Here is a 21454-nt window from a genome sequence, read left to right on the forward strand (position 1 = left end):
GTTTATTTCCACGACTGGTATCGAGATGAATCCGCTTCTAAGGGGCTTTTCCTGCAAAAGGCAACGCATGATATCGACGTCATCAACTATTTGCTGGGTGAAGAACCCGTGAACGTCTGCGCCATGAAATCCAAACAAATTTACAAAGGTGACATGCCTGCCGGCCTGCGCTGCAGCGAATGTGACAAATGGGAAACCTGTATGGACAGCACATACAATATCACTCATGTGCGGAATGACACTCCGCGTAACGACTATTGCGGCTTTGCGGTAGACACCGGTAACGAAGACTCCGGCAGCATGATTGTGAAATACGAAAGCGGAATGCACGTCATGTATTCGCAGAACTTCTTTGCCCGCAAAGGGGCTGCGCGCCGAGGGGCTAGGTTATATGGCTATACGGGCACCGTGGAATTCGATTTCGCCACCAATGAAATCAAGATATTTGACCACATGAGTGACAAAGTAACCACCGTGCGGCTTGATGATCAAGGCTCGCGTCATGGCGGCGGTGATATTGTACTCATGCGAAATTTCATACACCTGATGCAGGGCAGAACCACCGTATCGGTCGCCCCTCTGAAAGACGGGATTCGCAGCGCCCTTGTATGTCTACAAGCCAAAGCGTTTTCCGAAAGTGATCAATTTTATCCTGTTACTTTATAAATCAAACGAAAATGGGGAGATATCATGAATTATAACTATCACCAGGATTTAAATATCGTTCGAGTAAACACAATGACAGACCGAGCTTATTACATTCCCTGTGCACCCAGCAACAATATCACATCCAAAGAAAATAATGAGCGTGTATTGCTCTTGAACGGAAGCTGGAAGTTTACATATTATCCTTCCTTTGAGGAAGCTTCTCTAGAGGATGTTTCGGACAACGTCCTCCCTGTTCCGTCCAACTGGCAAATATACGGGTACGACAAGCATCAGTATGTGAACATTGATTATCCGATACCGTATAATCCGCCCTTTGTACCGAAAGAAAACCCATGCGGTGTTTATAAGCGCACCTTCTCCGTGGAACTTACAGAGGAAATGCGATTTCATTTGAATTTTGAAGGTGTAGATTCCTGTCATTATGTATTTCTCAACGGTGTATTTGTAGGCTACAGTCAGGTCTCACATTCCACTGCGGAATATGATATAACTCCGTTTTTGCAAGATGGTGAGAATGAAATCGCCGTTATGGTCTTAAAATGGTGCGACGGAACCTATCTGGAAGCGCAGGATAAATTCCGCATGTCGGGCATTTTCCGCGATGTGTATCTGCTGCAACGCCCGCAACAACACGTACGCCATTATGTTGCGCAACCGTCTATACAACAAGAAAGTGCCACGGTATCATTCAAGTTTGATGATTTGGGCACGGCGCTTGTTAAATCTGTCAAAATTCTGAACAGCGAGGGCAGGACCGTGGCACAGGGTGAAACATGCGATGACACGCTTAGCCTGACTATAGAAAATCCAGTGCTTTGGAATGCCGAACAGCCGTATTTATATCAGATGATTCTTGATACCTTGCAGGAGCGAATTGTAGACACAATCGGAATTCGTACAATTTCTGCTCGAGGTAACGTGTTTCTTGTCAACGAGCAACCTATCAAGTTAAAAGGCGTGAACCGCCATGATAGCTATCCCGATACCGGTTATGTAGCTTCGCGCGAGCAAATGGTAATGGATTTGCAGTTGATGAAACAGCACAACATCAACGCCATTCGCACATCGCATTATCCAAATGCGCCGGAATTTTATCATTTATGCGATGAATACGGCTTTTATGTGATTGACGAGGGTGACATGGAAACACATGGCGCATGGACAAGTCATGGCGATCGCGATGATGACTGGTATGCGCTTGTCCATCACGATCCGCGGTTTGAAACGGCTATTGTAGATCGTGTGCAGCGTCTAGTCACTCGCGATATCAACCGTCCTTCTGTAGTAATCTGGTCACTTGGCAACGAGAGTGGATTAGGAGTCAATACGTTAGCTGCTGTTGATGCTGTGCGGAAGCTAGACAGCTCACGTCTGGTTCATTATGAATCAAAAAACTTTATGCCTGAGGATCAGGGGAAATTCAACTTTGATATTCTGGATGTAGAAAGCTATATGTACCCTGATCTAGAATATACAGAAAAGCTGGCTCAGGAGTGCAGAAAGCCATTGATCTTGTGTGAGTTTGCCCATGCTATGGGCAATGGTCCTGGCAGTCTATCCGAATACTATGATTTGTTCTATCGTTATGATGGCTTTGCCGGAGGCTTTGTGTGGGAATGGTGTGATCATGCTATATTGATGCATGATGCTAATGGCAACGCACAGTATCTTTATGGCGGGGATTTTGGCGAAAAGCTGCATGATGGGAATTTCTGTGTGGATGGATTGGTTTATCCCGACCGTACACCGCACACCGGATTGCTGGAGCTGAAGAATTGTGCTCGCCCTGTTCATATAACAAGAGCAGGGAATACATTCTCTGCAGAAAACAAGCTGGACTTTGCAGACCTCTCCGATACTGTTACCATCGTCTGGTCGCTGGAGCAAAACGGTACTAAAATTGCAGAAGGTAGCATTGCTAACTTCAAACTTGCCCCGCATGCAAAAGCACCATTACCGCTTTCGCTGCCGCCAATAGACGGTGCTCGTGTTTATCTGAAGTTTGAATATCTGCAAAAAACCGCTCATCCGCTGATCCCAGCCGGAACATCGCTTGGATTTGATCAGTTTGATCTTTCCACAGAAGACATGAGCGTGTCCTTGCCTGTATCGCACTCTGCCGTAACGGCTGAGCAAACCAAAACCGGATGGCTGGTGTGTGGAGAAGCATTTTCCTATCATTTTAATACTGCATTGGGCACGTTTGATTCGTGTGTGATAAACGGAATCGAGTGTTTTGCCAAACCAGCTGAGTTTGATATTTACCGCGCCCCTACTGATAACGATATGAATGAGGCTGGAATAGCTAGTTACAGTAAACGGTCATGGAAAAGCCTAGAACTGGATGCGGCTTATACCTATACTTACGAAACATCGGTAGAACAATCTAATACTTGTGTTACCATTACCTGCCCTCTATCACTTGTTGCAGATCGTGCTGCTCCTTTCTGCAATATTCAAGCAGTTTATAATGTGTATGGAAGCGGAGTTGTAGAAGTGTCTATGCATGTATCCGTACGTAAGGATCTGGCCTATCTACCGCGTTTTGGGATGCGCTATTTTCTAACCGAGGATTTTCAGAATTGTACCTATTTCGGCTATGGCCCACAAGAGAGCTATAGCGATAAACACGCTGGTAGTTATAAAAGTATGTTTAATGCAACCGTGCCTGAACTTTTTGAAAACTATATTTATCCGCAGGAGAACGGCTCTCACTTCGGCACAGAAGAATGTACTCTCTCGAATGCGAATACAACACTTAAGGCATTCAGCACAAAGCCTTTCAGCTTCTGCGCCTCGGAGTATACACGAGAAGAACTAGCTGCGACAAAACATCATTTCGAACTGCAAAAAAGCGGCTGCACTGTCTGGAACATTGACTATGCGATGACGGGAGTCGGCTCTGGTAGCTGTGGTCCCTACACAATCGAGCAGTATCGTTTAGCTGAGAAAGAATTTGTGTTCGACTATATGTTTATGCCTAGAAGAAACCTTTAAACAAAAGGAAGTAGGGTGTAACACTCCCTACTTCCTTTATATCTCCTCCAACACATTTGTAATTACAAATGATTTATTTTAATAAATTTTAGTTTTCTGATACCACTATGTGATTATAGTATCACCGCTTCGCCTTATAAAACTCATGATACAGCTTCATGAGCGCCCTTTTCTCTATCCGCGATACATAACTCCGCGAGATCCCCAGCTCCTTAGCAATTTCCCGCTGAGTTCTCTCTTCTCCACCAGTATCCAAACCAAACCTGCCCACTACAACTTCCTTTTCCCGGTCATCCAGTATATCAAGGTTTCGATAAATCTTGCTCTTCTCGATCTTCAGATCCACCTCTTTAATGACATCATCCGCTTCTGAGCCGAGAATGTCGATCAGCGTGATTTCGTTACCTTCCTTGTCTGTCCCAATCGGGTCGTGCAGAGATACGTCTTTACGCGTTTTCTTCAAAGATCTAAGGTGCATCAAGATTTCGTTTTCAATACAACGAGCCGCAAAAGTAGCCAGCTTTGTCCCTTTGTTCGGGCGATAGCTCTCAATGGCTTTGATCAGGCCGATGGTGCCAATGGAGATCAGATCCTCCATGTCTTCACCAGTGTTATCGAATTTTTTTACTATATGGGCGACAAGTCTCAAATTGTGCTCGATAAGCAAATTTCGGGCTTTAGCATCCCCTTCAGCCATCATGCCTAAGTATTTGCTTTCCTCCTGCTCCGAGAGCGGCTGTGGAAATGCGTTGTTCCTTACGTAGGATACCAGCAACGTCAGTTCTTTGATTAGCAACGCGATCGTACTTAAGAATCCAGGCAACTTGGCGACACCTCCCGCACTTGTACAATGAAACCGATCTGTTAGCCTTACGGGTTCATGGTCATCTTATTGTATGTGGGTAGATGCCTAGAAGTGCATGTACGGGGGAAATTGTACAAACACACAAATTTATGTTTTCTATTTTTTAACCAAGTATGAACAAAAGACCTGCAGAAGCCTTCGCCGTCTTGGCGAGACAACCGCAGGTTTTTATTGCCTATCGCATCAAGCTTTATCCACTAGATCATTTTTTGTAAGTATTATAGATTAGCACCGCTGCTTCAGCACGGCTCGCTGTTCCACCCGGGTTCAGATTCACTCCGTCACCTTTAACGATACCTGCCTTGACTAGTGATGCAATACTACTTACCGCATAACTGGAAACCTTTGAAGCATCTCTGAATCCTTTCAGATCTGCCACTGTACCTTCTTCGGGAAGCTTCTCAGCTGCCTTCATCACCCTAGCGATCAGCACCATCATATCCTGCCGGCTGATTTCGGCATTCGGATTGAAGTTTCCGTCCGCACTACCCTTAGCAATTCCGAGCGCTTTGGCGATGGACAACGCCTCCGCATAATAAACGCTCGGATTGACGTCAACGAACTGATCTGTTTTATCCGAACTGAGCTTGAAGGCTCGGACTACCATCACAATAAAGTCCGCCCGCTTGATCTTTCCTCCCGGCGAGAACAAACCATCGCCTGTGCCTTTAATAATACCCTCTGCCGCAAGCTTGTCGATAGCCTGCCTTGCCCAGTCATATCGGCTAGAGATATCCCGGAAAGTTATTGCTGACTGTCCCGATGTTCCCGGCTGCGAATCTGGGTTTGGTGCCTGAGACGCTGATGCGCTGCTAGTCGGCGTTGGTGTCGGTGTCGCAGTGGTTCCCGGATTCGTCGTCCCGCTGTCATTGCCACCACTGCTACCGCTTGTCGGTATAACCGATATGTCCGACTTAACCCCTTCGCCTAACAAATTGCTTGCTGATACGGCGAATGTGTAAGATTGGCCATTGTTCAGATTCGTAATCACTGCACCAAGACCGTTATCTTTCCAGGTAATATGCTCGGTAATTGGTGTGTAGGTTTCCCCTTCCTTGACGTATACGTTGTAACCTTCAGCATTTGCGTTAGCTGGCCAGCTTATAGTGACTTGCCGATTTCCGACCTGTGCTGTCGGCACAACGTTACCAGGCACTGCGCCGCTCAAATGGATACTATCCACTCGGATATCCGGATTTTTAAAGACTAGATATAAATCATGCGTACCGGAGAGTGTCGTCAACAACTCCCCCGTTACATCGGTATAATCCAACTCGGTCACTTTAAAGGTGCTGCCTGGCACCTCACGAACTGCTGGCGCAGTCGCGTCAAATGTAACGACCGCCAAACGGGTTCCCGTTGGAGAATCTGCTCTAACCTCAACTACTGAGCTTGCATTCGTGGAAGCCCCACGCAAGGTAATGCCAGTTACACCGGATAAACGAACTTGATTAAGTGCTACCCAGGAGTTGCTGTTCTTAGACATGACGGCATAATATCCGTTCTCGGCTTCTTTTGCCTTAAGCCCTTCTGCTGTACGAAGCTTGGAGACCTCTCGATAAACTACATCTTTAGATGCAAAGGCATGATCGAAAATGTTAGCAGGCGCATTGACCGCATCAAGCTTCGCAATACTCTCATTATTGTAAGAGAGCGCTGCGGATATAGGAAGGTCACTAGACGATTTGCCTACCATCAGAGTGTAGCTTCCTGTTTCATTCACATACTCATTACGGTTGACATCCCACACGGCGAAATCAGATGGGTTCACTGTAAGCTGAACAGCCTTTGACTCTCCGGCCGGAATGTACACTTTTTCATAGGAAACCAGCTGTTTCTTAGGTGTATGATCACCGTACTTGGAGGTATTGTTTTTGATGTACAGCTGAACTACCTCAGAAGTATTAACGGCTCCAGCATTCTCCACATCTAGGTTGATGGCAAAAGGTTCCTTGCCGCTAACATTAGACGGCACGCTTAAGTTCGAAAATTCGAAGCTGCTGTATCCCAACCCGTAACCGAATGGATACGTTACTTGGGCATCGGTATACATGTAGGTCAGCTTACTTTCAAGCGGATCACCGTTTGTCATATCCACTGTAAATCGAGGATCGAGCTCGGCCAAAGTCACCGGAGTCGCCCCTTCAGGCAATGAATAATTATCAAGAACCGGCAAAGCATCCATTCCGGCATACCATGTCGAAGACAGGCGACCAGTAGGCGCGTAATCACCGAACAGCACATCCGCAAGTGCCTTGCTGTCGTATTGACCTGCATATGGCTGATACATAATAGCAGCTACATTCTCATTGTTTTGAATGGCCTCCATGTTCACAGGCGCATTTGACTTAACAATAACAACCGTCTTTTTCGGAAAAGCCTGCGCCACTTGAGACACAATCTTATACTGATCTTCTCCCAGGTTAAGATCCGATCTGTCGGCGCCTTCGCCTGCGCTATGTCTGGCAGGTGCACCGACGACAACTACGGCGTAATCGTTGCCGGAGGCCCAAGCGCTTGCATCTGCGCCCGCTTCCTTCAAGACAATCTCTTGAAACTTCTGATTGTCAGTTCGTGCCGCGGCGCCTGCTTGATTGGTCAGCGTCGTCGACGATAGATCAAGACGATCCGCCCCGTTCACGGTAACAAACCGGCCAGCAGAGTAGTAAGCTGTTTCAAACCCACCTCCGAAGCTCTCCGAATACGTGCCTGAGATCAGCGAGACGGTTCCGTCGCTATTTGCTTCTTGACGGAAGCGACCCGGAAGTGTACTGGCATCCGCCACATTAGAGAACGGATTTTCCACGAGATTGAGCTTGGTCGCATCGCTGTTTTGGACTGTACGGCTACTTCCGCTCGTTACGTCCTTCAGCCATTTTCCATTTGCCAGTGACAAGTAACTATAGCCGCCTTGGCCCCATGCGTAAGCCTCAAAGGCTTGGGATGCCGTATAGGCTTTTCCGGCGGCACTATAGACATAGACACTGTCTGTTACGGTTGCCATATCCGGTGCAATGAAATCCGCAGTGAGCTGAGCACCGTTCGTATAGGTGGAAGCCGTAACCGTTTGATGATTGGAGACAGAATCCAACGCAATTACGGGAGCGCCTGTACCAAAGGTAACATTATCACTACCAATTGCTTCCCGAATGGCTCCAAGTGGGGACAGCCCAGCCCCAGGCAATACCGGTGTTTTAGATACAGAGTAAGTCGCTTTAAACCGGGTATCCGCCAACAGCCCCGTTACAGCAACGTTGCTGGATTTGGATAAAGGTAGCAAATTATTATCGTTCTTCAGCAGAACGACACTTTCCCGCGAAGCATCAAGCGCAATGTTCTGGTTTTCATTCAACGTATAGTTTTGCGGACTCCGGTCGCTCGCTAAATCCGAGAACGGATAACTTTTCGGGGAACCATCTGGATTTTTCTCGTTAAAATATCCAGTGCGTACCCACATCTCGATTTGTCCGCGGACGCTATTCTCTAGATCCACGCGGGTCACACCAAAAGTCCCATTATTTACAGCATTCAGAATGTTGGTGCGGGTGGAGCTTGTGGTGTTGGCATGATTTCCGCTAAGCAGCAGGAGCGCAGCCGCACCATCAGCATCCGTATAGTTCTGATAACCATTGTTGAAGCCTGCGGTCATCGCGCGATCGGCGGCTATAAAATCACCTACCGGCAGCATACTATACGGGTTTGAATTCGACGCACGGATAATATTCGGTGAGATATGGTTAGGAACTCCATTCGTTCGACCGTAAGTAGTCATAATACTTTGGACCACACCGGCTTGTAATGGATATAGGAAACTTTTCATTTGGTATTCATTAAGCGCCCGGGCGCTTGCATAAAATTGGCCGCTCGCTCTGAACCATTGTGCCAGATAGTTGGTATAATGCTTCGTCCCCAATTGAGCTTTTAACCAGAAGCCATCCTCGTTGCCAGCCTCCCCGTACCCGGTGATCCCCTTAGCCATGGAATTGATCATCGTTCCAGCAAGGACTGGGTCCTCTGCGTAGCCCTCTTCAAATCTGCCACTAAGTGGATTTGTCCGTAAATCAGATACGGCAGAGAACATCAAGGTGTTGGGATTGGCCAAAGTGACTTCTCCCCGCCGCTCGTTCCCCATGACTGTCCCCACTTTGCTGACTAGATCCTTATTCCAGCTTTGTCCCAAAGCGAGCATGGACGGCATATCTGTGCTTACACCCATAACACGGTCCACTCCGCCGGCTGCCGTTCCCGGCAAGGTATAACCTCCCGCGATTGTCCGGGCTGTGCCGGCACTCTTTTGATCCGCGTAATACGCCAAATCCTCGATGCTCATATCAGCTAAAATCAAATCTACAAATGCGTCCAGATGACTAGGCACACCATCAAAGATCGGCATGTTGGATGCGCCTCTAGCAAACTCAATCGCTACATTGTCAGCCGCTCTCACCTGATTCGGTGCGATCGTTGATATCATGGAGATGATAAGCGCCATAATCAGGGTGACCACAACTAGTTTTCTGAGGGTAAAACCTTTCATTCCACTGCTCATGTGATTGCTCCTTTTAATTTTTTTGGACAAGTCTCTCGCATGTAACTGATGACAGTCTAGCTGCTGCTGTCCTCTTCAGAGATTTAAAGAGTCGTCGATGAGATATCACATGATGCAGTTTCTGAAGATTAGCCTTTCACTGAACCCACCGTAAGTCCCCCTACGAAATACTTCTGTAGGAACGAGAAGGCAATTAGTAGCGGAAGCGCACACAGCATACAAGCTGCGAAGAGGACGTTCCACTGGGTTGGATTCTGCTGGTCACCCATGAAGCCAAGCATGGCTAGCGGCAGGGGAGACTGCGAGGACTTGGATATAAACGTCATATTGAAAAAATAGTCATTCCAAATCCAGATGCCCTGCGTGATGATGACCGAAACCGTAACTGGAATCAACAGCGGAAACACCACTGTCCAGAATCGACGTAAAAGTCCCGCACCATCAATATGTGCCGCTTCTTCTACTTCCTCCGGGACGCCGCTACGAATAAATCCGGTGTACAGGAATGTTGAAAATGGCAGGCTGCAGGTAACGAACATCAGGATCGGCGTATACTGCGTGCTTGGAATACCCAAGCTGTTGATCATTTGCACGATTGGAATCAGAACCATCTGTCCGGGTACGACTAGTCCGGCAAGGAAAAAAAGATACAGAAACTGACTCCATTTGCTCCTGATTCGGGCCATCGGATAGGAAGCCATAGCCGCGAAGATCACAACTAGAAGAACAGATATCGCTGTCAGCACGACACTATTTAGTAGGGCGGAACCAAAATGCATCCGTTCAAAGGCTGTCCGGTAACTTGTAAATGATATCTCATTAAACAAATCAAGCGGGTTTGTGTTGTTGTCTGGTGATCTCAGTGAGGTGGACAGCACAATCACAAGGGGAATCAGATTCAGTACCATAATCACGATAACGAGGAGCTGAACAAGTATTTTTTTGAGAATTGACCCGGTTCTAACAGGCTTCCGCACGTTCCGGACAGGTTTATGCTGCTGCTGGAGGTTGCTTGCTGCTGTTCCATTGCTCATGCTGACACCTCTTTTCTATTCATCATCAGGACGGAAACCGCCGTAATAGCGATAATCAGCATAAACGAAATAATCCCGAGCGCCGAGGCCTTACCGAACATTTGCTCCGTGAACGCCATTTTATAAATCGAATAAATTAGGGTGTTAGTCGAAGTTCCAGGACCTCCATTAGTCATAATAAACGGAAAATCGAAGGCTTTCAGACCATTAATTAAACTCAGCGTCGTATTGATCGTAATGGATGTGGCAAGCAGTGGGAGCTTCACAAACCGCAATAGCTTCCAGGCACCGCAACCATCGATTCTACCGGCCTCGAGCAGCTCACTAGGAACGGTCTGAAGACCTGCTAGGAAGATAATCATTGTTGTTCCGACGTTCTTCCAGATTTCTACGAAAATAATAGAATATAGCGCCGTGGAATAGCTGCCGAGAAAATTCAAATTATCATTTGCAATCCCGAGCTTGGTCAAGAATGTTGCAATCATCCCGCTGTCCGGCATATAAACATAACTCCAGATGAAGCCGACCACAATCGCGCTAAAGAGCGTCGGAATGTAGGAGATAGAGCGGTAAAAGCCCTTGCCTCGGATCTTCATGTTCAGCAGCAGCGCCAGTCCAAGTCCGATCAGATTACCTCCCACTACGCTGACAATGGTATAAATGAGTGTATTCTTGATCGAGTTGGCCAGCGTACCTCCGCTAAACAAATCCTTATAATTATCAAAGCCGATATAATTAAAAGTTTGGGCGTACCCGTTAAAATCTGTAATGCTATATTGAAACAGCTTCGTAATCGGGAAGATCCAGAATATTAAATAAAAGATCAAGGCCGGAACTGCGAAAAAATACATCGTTTTTTTCATTACAGTTGATTTCATCTCTGTCTCATCCTCCTATCCAGAACCGTTCCGCCAGTCAAGCGAGCTAAATGACAGGACTGGCGGGACGACCTTCAGTAATTCCCGTTTAATTTTTCCACAATTCCTTGAACTTGGCGTCCATAGCCTCTGTAACCTGCTCCGGAGTAGTCTTTCGTCCACCAATAATCTCGGCGAATTTAGCTTCCATCTCTTCAGCTACACCCGTTGGCCACATTTGATTCGGGAAGTATACGGACTTTCCATTATTCAGGTATGAATCATTAACTTCTTTGAACAGGTCATGATTCAACGGAACACCTTTATAAACGCTGATCGAACTGTTGGCTTCGGTCCAAGCCTTGAACAGATCTGACTGACCATCAAACAGGTAATTCATAACTTCCTTGGCAATGTCCAGATTCTCCGATTTGGCGTTAAGCGCGAAACCAGCAGCAGTGGCAGCAGAGACATAAGTGGGCTGGCCTGAATCGTTAGCAGGCAGAGAGAAGAATCCACGGGTAAAGTTGGCTGCACCTTTGGCTGTCAGTGTTGCATAATCCCAGGTTCCGTCAAACACCATAGCCGCTTTACCATCTACGAACAGTTGAGCCGCTTGAGCACTTCCAAGTCCAAGTGAGTTCTTGACTACATAACCTTTGTCATATAATTCCTTCATTTTGGAGATCGTGGCTACCCACTTTGGATCTGTTAACGATTTTTCTCCCGCTTGAAGCTTGGTATCGAAATCCATTTCATCCGGATAAACCTCATTCGCTGCGATTTGATACATCCCGAACTGGAGGAACCAAGGATCCTTGTCCGCGAGTGAGATTGGAGTAATGCCCGCATCCTTCAGCTTCTGGCAAGCTTCCAAGAATGAGGTCCAATCCTTCGGCATTTCTATGACACCCGCCTGCTTGAACAAATCCTGATTGTAATACACCCCTAGATAATCAAGACCTCCAGCGATTCCATAAGGTTTACCCTCATAAGACATATCATCTTTCGCCCCTTGGCTGATGTTATCCCAAAAGGTTAAATCCGATAGATCAGCCGCATAGCCGGCCTTTGCCATGTCCAGGACACCGAGGGATGCATTTCTTGGGAATACCCAGTAAATATCAGGCCCTTTACCCGAAGCGAGCTTTGTACGAATCGAAGTGAAATACTGCTCATCCGGAAGCTTGGAAGTTTCGAGCGTAACGTTAGGGAACTTTTCCTTCACGAGCTTAGGCATAATATCAAGTGCAAAATCCTGTCCGTCCGGGGCTTTAGTGCCAGATACCATCATGGTCAGCGTCACCTTTTTCGCACTGTCTGTTGTTGCTGCCGGAGCATTTGTAGCGCTTCCACTATTTTCAGCGTTACTAGTGTTGCTGTTGTTACCTGAGCCGCAGCCTGCTAGAACAGCAAGTAACAGCGCTAGCATTAAAGCTCCTGTCCGTTTTTTAGTACGTAATTTCATAGAATAACCTCCCTATTTTCTTATAAATTCTATTTCCCGGCATCCATATTTTGTTGGTTGCTGTATTGTTATTTTAATCTTGTAAGCGGTATAATTACTTTTGCATTTAGGGTGCACTATTTTACGAACGGCTTAAATCGGAGGAGAGCGAATGAAATTTTCCAGTATCAAAACGAAACTCTTTCTAGCACTCGTTCTTGTATCTGTCATTCCGATTGTGATCGTCACGTATAACTCCTACCGGAGCTATACCAATCTGGTCAACCAGCAAACCTCTCTCGTTGCCTCCAACACCATCCATAATACCGTTAAAGGCATTGAGGATATTTTCGGAAATATTGAACGCATTTCACTTACCATTCAGCAGCAAACCTCCAGTGCGACCGCATACACTACCGTTAGCGACGAGCTAAAAAAACTGGCCAGCACCAGCGATTCCTATGACATTTTCATTATACAAAACAAGCTGAAGCTGATCTTCGAGAACCTGCTGCTGAGCTATGATTATGTAAATGGAATCTACCTTTTTTCTCCTGACGGCAAAAATATCAGCTATGGCAGTACGGCGGAACTGAAGGTGGGATATGTCCCCCTCCAGGATGCGTGGTATCAGAAGACCATTGCCAACAAAGGTCAGCTGTATATCGGCGAGCCCGGTGTAAAGCCTTATATCATTAATTCTGAGCCTTCCCTGGTATTCTCCCGTGCGCTCTATGATATGAAGACTCAGCAGTTCCTTGGTGTGTTTATGCTGGACTGTAGCTTAGATATTTTCAAAGGCTTGAATCAAGACGCTGTCCCAAATATGAGTTATTTTGTACTGGCCAATGACGACGGTAACATTATCTACGACAGTACCGGCCAGAACACGGACTCACGGCTGCCGGAGGACTTAACCCGCAAGACCGAGGCTATGCAGGGTGATGAACTGGAATTTTACAATGAAAATAATTTGACGGTTATTCAGCGACTTCCTGTATATCACTGGACAGTTATCGCCAATATTTCGCTAAGTGAGCTGTACGAGAAATACGGAATTTCCAACAAGCTGATCCTTTATATTTCCCTTACTTGTGCGGTCATTTTCATACTTCTGTCCATCCTGTTATCCAACTGGATTACTAAGCCGATTACCCAGCTCGCTAAAATCATGCGCAAAAACAAATCGCAAAAATTCGTTACAACCGAGATCAAACCTAAGCGGGTTGACGAGATCGGCTTTCTGTATACGGAATACAACAAGATGATGCAGGACATCGACATCTTTGTCAGAGAGAGCTATCAGAATAAAATTCTGACCATGGATTCACAAATGAAAGCGCTTGAAGCCCAGATTAATTCGCATTTTCTGTATAATACACTCGAATCTATCAACAGCATAGCTGAAATTGAAGAGGTTGAAAGCATTGCTGTAATGACCAAAGCGCTGGGAGATATGTTTCGCTACAGTATCAAGACGGATAGTGAGCTGGTATTTGCCCGGGACGAGATTCAGCATGTCGATAACTATATGGCCATCCAGCAGATCCGCTACGGCAGCAAAATCTGTTTTGTAAAAGAGATGGAGGACTCCGTTCTGGAAGCGAAAATTCTCAAGCTGATCCTTCAGCCCTTAGTGGAGAATGCCGTCTATCACGGCTTGGAGAATAAAAGAGGTAACGGCATGCTCTTACTAAAGGGCTATCTGGAGCCTGATACCAAGCGAATTATCTTTGAGATCCAAGATGACGGGATTGGTATCCCAGAAGCACGGCTTAAGGAAATTCAAACACTGCTAGATCAACCACCGGAATTCATGGGGCTTGGTCACCGGAGCAGACAGAGCATCGGGATTAAGAATGTGCACTCTCGCATCGCCCTGTATTACGGCTCAGATTTCGGACTGACCCTATCCAGCGAACCAACGCTGGGAACAACGATCACCCTAACACTCCCCTCTAAATAAAGATAAAAGGAGACTGGATCATGTACAAATTCATAATCGTCGACGATGAGCCTTTGATCCGCCAGGGTCTACTAAAAAAAATCAAGGCAGTGACTAATGAACTGATCTTCAGTGGAGAAGCCGACAATGGTGAGGATGCCTTGGACCTTATCCAAGCGACGGACCCACATCTAATCTTCACCGATATGCGGATGCCCGTGATGGATGGAAAATCCCTGCTTCGTCAGCTGCAAAATGATTATTCCGATAAGAAAATCATCGTCATCAGCGGATTTTCCGATTTTGAATATATGCAAGAAGCGATCTCAGCCAGAGTTGTCCACTATTTACTGAAGCCGTTCAGCAAAGACGAGATCCACCAAGCGATCTCCAAAGCGATAACCGCCATAGAGAGTGAGCAGTCCGCTAAGGCGGAAACTCTGAATATAACCAAAGAAGCGGAGCAGCTAAGCCTACAGGGAGATTTGCAGGCCCTGCTTCAATACATTGCCGGCTTCTACCCGGCTGAGAAGCCGCCAAGCTTCCGATCAGCCCCATTGCTCAATCTGATGACATCCCGAAGAATGATCCTATTGACGCTCTATAATCCAGAAGATCTAGTTGCCCAAGAACCCTATCTGGAGAGGACTAGTATCTTTCTCCCTCATCCTCAGAGCAGGAAACTCGCCTTTTCACTCCTGCTATGTGATGCTTCACTGAGTGATTCCAAGGTGCTAGAACTGGCTTCTTATGAAGCCAAACAGTTGATCAAAGAAACTGGACCACAAGCCTGCATCGGCATAAGTGGCAGAATAACCGATCTGAAGGAACTGCCGCAGGCACGGCTAGAATCGATGTCCGCATTGAACTGCCGGGCCATCGCCGACCAGGGACAGTTTTTCCACTACCGCCCGGGTAGCTACCAAGCAGGGCCGGAAATGTGGGAAGGCAGCCGGGAACTCATCTTTTTTATCGAATCTGGGAATAGCGATAAGGTGAAAGATCGAATTCACGACTATTTTGACTATTACCGAGGGCAACCCGCAGCAACAATCCATCAGTTGAAAGAGAACTGCCGAGCCATAATCACAGAGGTCAAAACCTTGGTTTCCGTCTATTTTCCTGTAGAGAACGGACAACATACATCATCCAGCCTTGAAGGCGTACTTAATATTTCATTTGATTCGGAAGAACTCCGGGGATATTTCCTGACCGTACTCACCTCGATTGCAGAATTACTAAAGGAACAATCGGTCTATGCCTCTCCCAACGTCATTGATAATGTAAAGGTATATATCCGCAAAAACATCTGCTCGTCCCTCACGCTAGAGCATTTATCGAATCTGTTCTACATCAGTCCGAGCTATCTTAGTTACTTGTTTAAGGAGAAGACGGGCGAAAATCTGATTGATTATGTCAACAAAGAGCGAATCGAACGTGCCAAGTTGCTGCTCCGTACCAGTAATGAGAAGATTTATAAGATTGCCAAGAGTCTTGGGATCGATAACGCCAAATATTTTTTCCGCCTATTCAAGAAAATGACCGGGTTCACACCAGAGGAATATCGAAAATTAAGTGAAGCTGAAAAAGAGGGGGCACGCTAATGGATCATATGGAGCTGGATTGTTATCTACGCCGCCTTGATGCAATCGAAGCCAAACAACAGTACACCCGTCGCAACATTAATGAATTTGGTGGCAAAGAATTGATCTTACCTCACGGAGAACGGGTTCCGCGTCTACCGGTACATCATTTTTTTAATCAGGGCGATTATCATATCAGCAAGCACCACCGGTTCGCCGATATGCCGGAGCATACGCATACATTTATCGAACTAAATTATATGTACTCAGGCCGCTGCCGTCAGACTATTGGCGGATCCGTCGTAGAACTGACTCAAGGCCAGATTTGCTTGTTGGATACGGACGTACCCCATTCAATTTTTACACTTAATGAAGACGATATTTTGATCAATATTTTGATGCGAAAGGAAACACTGAACGCGGCATTTCTGACCCGGCTGGGTTCTGACGGAAGATTAAGTGATTTTCTGATCAACGCCCAATCTCCCGCTGCAGCCCATGACCGTTACCTTGTCTTCCGATCAGATAACAGTCATAACCTTCACCATATTCTCGCCAGCATGATGTGCGAGTACTTTGATCCCCGTGATTTCTCCGCGGACATGATCAACGGTTATATGGTCATCGTGTTTACCGAGCTCATGCGGGTTCTAAACCAGGACACCGCCCCCAGTGGATTACCCACCACTAAACGAGGCGATCTGCTGGAAATCCTACAATATCTGGAACATCATTTTAATAACTGCTCCTTGAAGGATTTGGCCACACGCTTTAATTTCAATCCCAATTATCTGAGCAATCTACTTAAGAAAAGCACAGGCAAAACGTTTGGTGAGTTGGTACAAGAGCATCGTATGGCTTATGCCGCGCTCTTACTTGCTAACAGTGATCGACCGATTGGAGATATAGCCGGAGAATGCGGATATGAAAGCCTAAGCTTTTTCTACAAAAAATTCGCGGAACGATACGAAGTTACTCCGCTTTTGTACCGCAAGCAGAGCCAAACAACCTGAGACACCATTTGCTACGGTGCTCAGGCTGTTCGAGCTGCTATCGAATAGGCATCTGCTTATAATTGATATTTGCGGATCAGATACGTTGGCGTACAGCTCCAAGCATGGCAATAACTATTAATTAAATGACTGCCATAGGGAGAAAAGCTCTTGTCGCTTGGATTATACAGCTCCCAGAACGTATCAGCCCCGTCTTTAATCATCTGCCCCCAATACTTCTTGATCTCCGAAATGGCTGTATCCCTTTCGCCCATCTGAATCAGTGCCTCAATAAAATGGTGAACCATATAGGGTGTGGTCATCGGAATGGGAGTGGAATCCTGCTGAAGCCGCAGCAATAGTCTCTTCCCGCGCTCTTCTTCAACGATTCCGGCAAGCACCATCCAGATCTGAGAAGCCCATGAAACCTGCCTAATATCACCACTAACAAAATAGCCTAATTCAGAGTCCCATAAGTGATCCAAAGTGGTCTTCGTAAGTTCTTCAATCGTCTGCCGTAAACGATCCTGTCGTTCATTTCCGAGAAGAACGGCCAGATGCAGCGCGCATTTCAAGTTATAGATTAAGATAGCCTGCGCCGGGGCCTGTTTGTTCAGATCCGGATGCCAGTCAATAAAAGCCCACCAGGTCTCATCGTCGGTGACAATGCCACGCTCGTCCAATCGTTCTAAAGCCAGCTCTATCTGCCGATAAGCAGATGGCCACAGCTCCTCCAGCGTGTTCCGGTCATCTGTAGCCAAGTAATAATCATGAAGTGTAGATACAAAAAAGAGTGAATAATCATAGAGATACGTATCGTCAGGTATGACCTGGGGTTTCATGAACAAGTTAGCCGTGATCCGACCCCGCTCATCCGGATAAGCTGCAAACAAGTACAGGCATCGCTTAACCAGATCATTGCCCGAAAACGTTTCGTAATTGGCCAGCGCCTGAAGCCGCAGGTCACCAAGCCACAGTCTTCGGTCCCGCTTAGGTCCATCTTCGAAGACCTCCTGCATACATTCTTCCAGCGTCTTCACGCTGACTTCATCAATGGCTTGCAGTTCAGGATCTGTGTGGCCCAACGGAGCCTGAAGGGAGCGGTCAGCCGAAGTTTCCGCTGTACAACTAATTTCAGCAAAGGATACTTTATACTTCGGTGACGTATCAAGTACCTTAAGCTTTACATACCGAAAGCTGTATCGACGATCCAGATTTAGTGATGAAGGCAGTATATCCAGATGAACTCGCTCTTCCTGTAACCACGAGCTGCTTAGCCATCCGTCATACTCAGAAAAGGATTCAGCCATCTCCACCGGCATTTCCCCGAGGGTGATCTGCAGATGTAACGGAGCATCCGGGGGACTACCTATTGGAATAATCCGAATCGCCAGCCTTCCCACTAGATGCTCTCCGAAATCTAGAATAACCTCCTCCCCTTTACCAAAAGCAATGGCAGAAAGAGACTCTGCACCTTGAATCGATTCTGACTGCCAGCCATGCACCGCTAGTTCATTCTTTACAACCCGGATTATCTGCTTCGGTTTACAATCCCGGTAAATAAGCTGAGGTTGAAGCTGCTCTGCGGTTAAAGCGAACACCTCATTTTTATGGATAGTTACCGCTTGCTGGCGCTGCATCGCTTGAGTCATAACCTATCTCCTCCTTCATTGGTCTTGTTCCCCTCTAGTAAACCTCAATTCCGCTTGCCTGAACATACAGTGAATACAGCTAATCTTACTCTTATTACAGTTCTGCTCAACGGAGTGACGCTAATTTGTCATGATAAAAAAGATGCAGCACCATCCAGCACGAAAAACAGTACAGCTGCCTTAGCAAACCGTTCCAACCTGCGTATTTCCGGGATATCAACACTTTAATAGAGCGTTTACTAGACCAATTTCCAACTAGTTAGGAAGCACTTTTCATGTTGACTTTTCAACATATAGTGATTAAAATAAACAACGCACACTAAATATAGTATGCATATGATTTTCCAGTATTTATAGCTATCTATTCAATCTTTACAGTAATATATACAGGGGGAGAGACTCCATGCTAGTCGCATACGATTCAAAAACCGGAAACGTCAAACGCTTCATTGGTAAGCTTAAGCTGCCAGCTGTGCAGATTGAAGAGCATATGACCATTGACGAGCCCTATGTGCTTATTACATATACCACCGGCTTTGGACAGATTCCAGAGAAGGTGTCTACTTTCTTGAAGAACAATTATTCCAATTTGAAAGGCATCGCCGCCAGCGGCAACAAGAACTGGGGCGAGCTGTTCGCGCATAGCGCAGACTTGATTGCAGATCGGTACAATGTACCAGTTATCGGTAAATTTGAGCTATCGGGCACATTTGGTGATGTGGAACGAATTAAACAGGAGGTGAGCCGAGTTGCGGCATATTGAACTAAACAACATGTTGATGAAGAGAGACGAAAGTGGTTTCTTTCAATTGGATAAAGACCTTGAGGCAGTAGCCGAATTTATGCGGGATGTAGAACGGCGGAGCCTGGTTTTTGCGAATACAAAAGCCAAGGTTGATTATATGATTGAACAGGATTTCTACGAAAATTTTTACGAACAGTACAGCTTGGCTGAGATTGAAGATGTCTACCAAATTACCCATTCTTACAACTTCAGCTTTCCATCCTATATGGCAGCTTCGAAGTTCTATACGGATTACGCTGTAAAAAGCAATGACCGCAAGCAATATCTGGAGCATTATCCGGACCGTGTGGCGGCAGTTGCCCTTCACCTAGGACGCGGGAATGCCGCTACTGCTGGCATGCTTGCCCGTTCGATGATGGAGCAGCGTCTGCAGCCAGCGACCCCAACCTTCTTAAATGCCGGCAAGAGCCGTCGCGGTGAGCTTGTCTCCTGCTTCCTTATCGAAATGGATGACTCGCTTAATTCGATCAACTATGTGCTCAATACCTGCATGCAGCTGTCGAAGATCGGCGGTGGTGTGGCTGTCAACCTGTCCAAGCTCCGTTCCCGCGGAGAGACAATCAAGGGTGTCGAGGATGCGGCGAAGGGCATTATACCTGTGCTCAAGCTGATGGAAGACGGCTTCTCCTATGCTGACCAGATGGGTCAACGTAAAGGTTCTGGAGCCGCCTACTACAACATTTTTGGATGGGATGTTCTTGAATTTCTCGACAGTAAGAAGATCAACGCCGACGAAAAAACAAGACTCAAAACCCTGTCCATCGGCCTGATCATTCCGAATCGCTTCTATAAGCTGGCGAAGGACAATGAACCGCTCCATGTATTTGCCCCTTACAGTGTTTACAAGGCTTACGGCACGCATCTTGATGACATGGATTTGGATGAAATGTACGATAAGCTGCTAGCCGATCCACGTGTCAAAAAGAGAAAGGCCATGAGCGCACGGGATATGCTGACCAAAATCGCCATGATCCAGCTGGAATCTGGCTATCCATATATCATGAACAAGAGCAACGCCAATGAGGCCCATGCCCTGAAAAACGTTGGACAGATCAAAATGTCCAACCTCTGCACGGAAATCTTCCAGCTGCAGGAGACCTCAGAAATTGCTGATTACGGACAGGAAGATATCATCCGCCGTGATGTAAGCTGCAATCTGGCTTCCTTGAACATTGTCAACGTGATGGAGCATGGCAAAATCCGTGAATCGGTACATGAAGGCATGATCGCCTTGACTGCAGTCAGCGATATGACCAGCATCTCCAATGCCCCAGGCGTAGCCAAAGCTAACAAAGAGATGCACTCCGTCGGTCTCGGCGTCATGAATCTGCACGGCTATCTAGCCAAGAACAAGATCGCTTATGAGAGCGAACAGGCTCGCGATTTTGCCCGGACCTTCTTCATGACCATGAACTACCATTCACTGGAGAAAAGCATGGAGATCGCTGCTGCAACCGGCCGGTCTTTCCATGGATTTGAGGCTTCTGATTATGCTACAGGAGCTTATTTCGAGCGTTACCTGACTACGGATTACCGCCCTGTAACGCCAAGAGTACAAGAGTTGTTCGGAGATATTTTCATCCCATCCCCTGCGGACTGGGAACAACTGCAGGATGCAGTAAAAGCAAATGGGCTGTACCATGCTTACCGTTTGGCAATTGCACCGACAGCCAGCATTTCCTATATTCAAAATGCTACTTCAAGCGTTATGCCTATTGTAGAGCAGATTGAGACACGGACTTATGCTAATTCGACGACTTACTATCCAATGCCGTACCTGCGTCCAGACAATGTATTTTTCTATAAATCAGCTTACCAAATGGATCAGTTCAAGGTGATCGATTTGATCGCGGAAATTCAGCCCCACATCGACCAGGGCATCTCGACCGTTCTGCATGTGAACAGCGATGTCTCCACCAGAGAACTGGCACGCTCCTATCTGTACGCGGCGCATAAAGGCCTGAAGTCGCTATATTACACCCGGACCAAAAAGCTGTCCGTTGAGGAATGCCTCACCTGCTCGATCTAACTGGAAGGCTATAGCCGCAGAAAAGGAGATTGC

At 46.7% G+C, this 21454-nt stretch carries 13 protein-coding genes; 7 read left to right on the top strand and 6 right to left on the bottom strand.

The annotated features are described in order from the left end of the window. Nucleotides 1-666 (top strand): Gfo/Idh/MocA family protein (locus PAENI_RS09575; protein WP_262495568.1); only part of this gene is annotated, 666 nt, incomplete at its 5' end. A 24-nt stretch (nucleotides 667-690) separates the two neighbouring features. After that, nucleotides 691-3666, top strand: a complete 2976-nt coding sequence (locus PAENI_RS09580) for a glycoside hydrolase family 2 TIM barrel-domain containing protein (protein ID WP_149645083.1) — start codon at nucleotides 691-693, stop codon at nucleotides 3664-3666. Nucleotides 3667-3787: 121 nt separating this feature from the next. On the opposite strand, the gene sigK is transcribed toward PAENI_RS09580, so the two are convergent. The 5 genes from sigK to PAENI_RS09605 all read right to left on the bottom strand — a co-directional run bounded on the left by sigK (nucleotide 3788) and on the right by PAENI_RS09605 (nucleotide 12436). Then, nucleotides 3788-4489: an RNA polymerase sporulation sigma factor SigK gene (gene sigK / locus PAENI_RS09585; protein WP_042125228.1), complete on the bottom strand. Its 702-nt coding sequence runs from the start codon at nucleotides 4487-4489 to the stop codon at nucleotides 3788-3790. 244 nt (nucleotides 4490-4733) lie between these two features. Beyond that, nucleotides 4734-9077 carry a glycoside hydrolase family 3 C-terminal domain-containing protein gene (locus PAENI_RS09590; RefSeq protein ID WP_149645084.1) on the bottom strand — a complete coding sequence of 1448 codons (4344 nt, stop codon included), beginning with the start codon at nucleotides 9075-9077 and terminating at the stop codon, nucleotides 4734-4736. A 128-nt stretch (nucleotides 9078-9205) separates the two neighbouring features. Beyond that, nucleotides 9206-10111, bottom strand: coding sequence for a carbohydrate ABC transporter permease (locus PAENI_RS09595; protein ID WP_149645085.1), 906 nt, complete (start codon nucleotides 10109-10111; stop codon nucleotides 9206-9208). Continuing rightward, complete coding sequence (locus PAENI_RS09600; RefSeq protein ID WP_149645086.1) at nucleotides 10108-10989, bottom strand: carbohydrate ABC transporter permease; 882 nt, start codon at nucleotides 10987-10989, stop codon at nucleotides 10108-10110. Before PAENI_RS09600 ends, PAENI_RS09595 begins: the two co-directional genes overlap by 4 nt. Before the next feature lie 88 nt (nucleotides 10990-11077). Further along, nucleotides 11078-12436: an ABC transporter substrate-binding protein gene (locus PAENI_RS09605; protein ID WP_149645087.1), complete on the bottom strand. Its 1359-nt coding sequence runs from the start codon at nucleotides 12434-12436 to the stop codon at nucleotides 11078-11080. Between the two features lie 151 nt (nucleotides 12437-12587). On the opposite strand from PAENI_RS09605, the gene PAENI_RS09610 reads away from it, so the two are divergent. Genes PAENI_RS09610 through PAENI_RS09620 form a run of 3 tightly spaced genes read left to right on the top strand, consistent with a single transcriptional unit; the run spans nucleotide 12588 to nucleotide 16956 of the window. After that, a complete protein-coding gene (locus PAENI_RS09610; protein WP_149645088.1) occupies nucleotides 12588-14381 on the top strand; it encodes a sensor histidine kinase in 1794 nt (597 codons plus the stop codon). A gap of 20 nt (nucleotides 14382-14401) precedes the next feature. Then, nucleotides 14402-15964: a response regulator gene (locus tag PAENI_RS09615; RefSeq protein WP_149645089.1), complete on the top strand. Its 1563-nt coding sequence runs from the start codon at nucleotides 14402-14404 to the stop codon at nucleotides 15962-15964. Continuing rightward, nucleotides 15964-16956, top strand: coding sequence for an AraC family transcriptional regulator (locus PAENI_RS09620; protein WP_076286292.1), 993 nt, complete (start codon nucleotides 15964-15966; stop codon nucleotides 16954-16956). The genes PAENI_RS09615 and PAENI_RS09620 overlap by 1 nt, the downstream gene beginning before the upstream one ends. Nucleotides 16957-17012: 56 nt before the next feature. On the opposite strand, the gene PAENI_RS09625 is transcribed toward PAENI_RS09620, so the two are convergent. Continuing rightward, nucleotides 17013-18587 (bottom strand): alpha-L-rhamnosidase-related protein, encoded by a 1575-nt coding sequence (locus PAENI_RS09625; protein WP_149645090.1) that lies wholly within the window; start codon nucleotides 18585-18587, stop codon nucleotides 17013-17015. 403 nt (nucleotides 18588-18990) lie between these two features. On the opposite strand from PAENI_RS09625, the gene nrdI reads away from it, so the two are divergent. Together nrdI and nrdE are read left to right on the top strand one after the other, a co-directional pair. Then, nucleotides 18991-19350, top strand: a complete 360-nt coding sequence (gene nrdI / locus PAENI_RS09630) for a class Ib ribonucleoside-diphosphate reductase assembly flavoprotein NrdI (protein ID WP_042185827.1) — start codon at nucleotides 18991-18993, stop codon at nucleotides 19348-19350. Further along, the gene (nrdE, locus tag PAENI_RS09635) at nucleotides 19337-21421 is read left to right on the top strand and encodes a class 1b ribonucleoside-diphosphate reductase subunit alpha (protein WP_149645091.1); all 2085 of its coding nucleotides are present in this window, start codon (nucleotides 19337-19339) and stop codon (nucleotides 21419-21421) included. The genes nrdI and nrdE overlap by 14 nt, the downstream gene beginning before the upstream one ends. Nucleotides 21422-21454: the final 33 nt, after the last annotated feature.

The organism is Paenibacillus sp. B2(2019), assembly GCF_008370385.1.
Lineage (GTDB): Bacteria > Bacillota > Bacilli > Paenibacillales > Paenibacillaceae > Paenibacillus_AQ.

Excerpts from the sequence above, each read along its gene's own strand:
- PAENI_RS09580 (WP_149645083.1), top strand. The coding sequence starts at position 691 with ATGAATTATAACTATCACCAGGATTTAAATATCGTTCGAGTAAACACA.
- PAENI_RS09590 (WP_149645084.1), bottom strand. The coding sequence starts at position 9,077 with ATGAGCAGTGGAATGAAAGGTTTTACCCTCAGAAAACTAGTTGTGGTC.
- PAENI_RS09595 (WP_149645085.1), bottom strand. The coding sequence starts at position 10,111 with ATGAGCAATGGAACAGCAGCAAGCAACCTCCAGCAGCAGCATAAACCT.
- PAENI_RS09600 (WP_149645086.1), bottom strand. The coding sequence starts at position 10,989 with ATGAAATCAACTGTAATGAAAAAAACGATGTATTTTTTCGCAGTTCCG.
- PAENI_RS09605 (WP_149645087.1), bottom strand. The coding sequence starts at position 12,436 with ATGAAATTACGTACTAAAAAACGGACAGGAGCTTTAATGCTAGCGCTG.
- PAENI_RS09610 (WP_149645088.1), top strand. The coding sequence starts at position 12,588 with ATGAAATTTTCCAGTATCAAAACGAAACTCTTTCTAGCACTCGTTCTT.
- PAENI_RS09615 (WP_149645089.1), top strand. The coding sequence starts at position 14,402 with ATGTACAAATTCATAATCGTCGACGATGAGCCTTTGATCCGCCAGGGT.
- PAENI_RS09620 (WP_076286292.1), top strand. The coding sequence starts at position 15,964 with ATGGATCATATGGAGCTGGATTGTTATCTACGCCGCCTTGATGCAATC.
- PAENI_RS09625 (WP_149645090.1), bottom strand. The coding sequence starts at position 18,587 with ATGACTCAAGCGATGCAGCGCCAGCAAGCGGTAACTATCCATAAAAAT.
- nrdI (WP_042185827.1), top strand. The coding sequence starts at position 18,991 with ATGCTAGTCGCATACGATTCAAAAACCGGAAACGTCAAACGCTTCATT.